This is a genomic window from Actinomadura bangladeshensis, from assembly GCF_004348335.1.
Lineage (GTDB): Bacteria > Actinomycetota > Actinomycetes > Streptosporangiales > Streptosporangiaceae > Spirillospora > Spirillospora bangladeshensis.
Window position 1 is genome coordinate 1 of the sequence record NZ_SMJW01000510.1, and the last position, 1,937, is coordinate 1,937.

At 69.8% G+C, this 1,937-nt stretch carries 2 protein-coding genes and 1 pseudogene; 1 reads left to right on the forward strand and 2 read right to left on the reverse strand.

Features of this window, described 5'->3' with window-relative positions; all coding sequences use genetic code 11:
- Window positions 1-469 precede the first annotated feature (469 nt).
- The gene (locus E1284_RS40435) at window positions 470-1,015 is read right to left on the reverse strand and encodes a hypothetical protein (protein WP_131945394.1); all 546 of its coding nucleotides are present in this window, start codon (window positions 1,013-1,015) and stop codon (window positions 470-472) included.
- A gap of 123 nt (window positions 1,016-1,138) precedes the next feature.
- Between E1284_RS40435 and E1284_RS40440 the strand changes: the two genes are divergently transcribed.
- Entirely contained in the window at window positions 1,139-1,591 is a 453-nt protein-coding gene (locus tag E1284_RS40440; protein ID WP_131945395.1) for a hypothetical protein, read from the forward strand.
- 137 nt (window positions 1,592-1,728) lie between these two features.
- On the opposite strand, the pseudogene E1284_RS40445 reads toward E1284_RS40440, so the two are convergent.
- Window positions 1,729-1,937, reverse strand: a pseudogene (locus tag E1284_RS40445) (alcohol dehydrogenase); the annotation flags it as partial.

Sequence of the window (1,937 nt, forward strand, 5' to 3'; positions counted from 1 at the left end):
CGACAGATCCAGCGCAGCGCGGTAGAACAGCACCAGAGGCTCCTGGCAGTGCGGTTGTTTTGGTCGACTTCGCATCTACCAGGGGCCTCGCCGCGTCACCGACCGGATCCGCCTACCGCAACAAGCCCGTGACTCGCCGCCGCCGCGTGCACGATCAAGATGGAAAAGGCTCAGTATTTGGATCACTGCTCGTCCAGGACGGCGACAGGTCGACCGAACTCGCCGGCCCCCAGATGGGGGCGCCGGCTCAGAAGCAATAGCGCCCACGTCTCACATGCGTCACCGCGGGACGGCGGCGGTCAGGTGGATGCACGTGGTGAGGAGCCAGTGGACGATGCCCCTGACGCGGGACGGTGCGGCGCTCCGCCAGCCTCTGCCCGAGGACGGCCGCGAACCATGGGGAACGTTCTCAGTCCTGGCAGTGGGGCGGGGACGGCTGACTGCGTTGGGCCGAGGACACGCGGTCTCGTCATGGGAGCGGGGTGGCGGGCCGGGCGTGACCGTTGCGCGCCGGACGCCATCCGCGGTGTCGCCGCACGGGGCGAGGTGGCCGTGCCATCCGCGTCCGGCCTCGTAGTAGGCCCAGCTCCCGCCCGGACGTGGCGCAAACGGTCACCGCGGCGCGGACGTGGTCGTCCGGCCCGAACGCGAAGACCCACAGCACCGGCGGCCGGGTGGGGAGTTCGCCGGCTTGGTAGAGCTTGATGTGCCGGTAGCCCTTCGCCTGGACGGCGACGGCGAGCAGGTCCAGGTTGCGGGTGGCGGTGGCGCGTCCCAGCCGGGTCCGCCACCGCAGCAGGTGGCGGCGTGCGGCGATCTCAGCGGGCACAGAGCACCGCCCGGATGCGTTCGGCGAGTTGTTCGGGGTGTCGGCGTCGGCGGACGCCTCCCGGTTGAGGTTTTCACGGGTGAGGGGCCCGCGAGTCGCCCACCAGCGTCCCCGGTCGGTCCGGATGATGCTCCAGCCCGGGAACTCCTCCCGAAGACGGGCCTTGACCCGCTCAATCTCGTCCAAGATGCCCCCTTTCCATGGGATATGCATGAGTAGCACTTCGATCACTGTTAGTGAACATGCGGTCCGTCTCCATCCACCTCAACGCCCTGACGACGACGCTCAAGGACGTTCGAAGCCCGCTGGATGGCCGACGAGTTCGGCGACGGCACCGTCGCGGGGATCGCCACCTCGTTCCGTGGTTATGTCGCACGGCAGCAGGGCCGTCCTCGCGGGGTCATGCGCGCGTCAATGGCGGCACTGGCCACGCCGGGCGGCCATCCCGTCCAGGCGACGTTCGACCGGTTGCGGGCCGCGCAGGGATACGCCGCGCTCGGGGAGGCCGACCGTGCGCGACGCTTTCTGGACGAGGCCGCCAACCGGGCCGCTGACGATATCGATCCGCCGCCGCCCGTCTATTGGTATTCCAGGCCGTTCTTCGCCCTGAACATCGGCGTCACGCAGCTCGGCATCGGCGACCATTCGAACGCGGCGGCGCTCTTGGCCGAAGGGCTGGACGGCATCCCACCCGACCAGGCCGACGCCGAGTGGCTCGGCGAGTACCGGGTCGCATTGGCCAGGGCCCGTGACCGATCCTGACCGGGTCAGGGGCGGTGGCTGGGCTGGCGGGCCGAAGCCCTGCTGCAGTGGTTGGTGATTCCTGCGGCTGGGCCCGGTCGCGGGTGTGGGAGGCGCTGGGGGTGTTTCAGGTCGTTGGGACGCAGGGTTGGGCGTCCTCAGAATGTGACGATCTGGCGGACGGCCTTGGCGGTGTGGAGGTGGTCGAAGCCCTCGTTGATGTCGTCCAGGGGGAGGCGGCCGGAGAGCAGGGCGTCTACGGGGAGGGTGCCGTTGCGGTACATGGCGATGAAGCGGGGGACGTCGCGGCGCGGGACGCAGGAGCCCAGGTAGCTGCCGCGCAGGGTCCTCTCCTCAGCGACGAGGC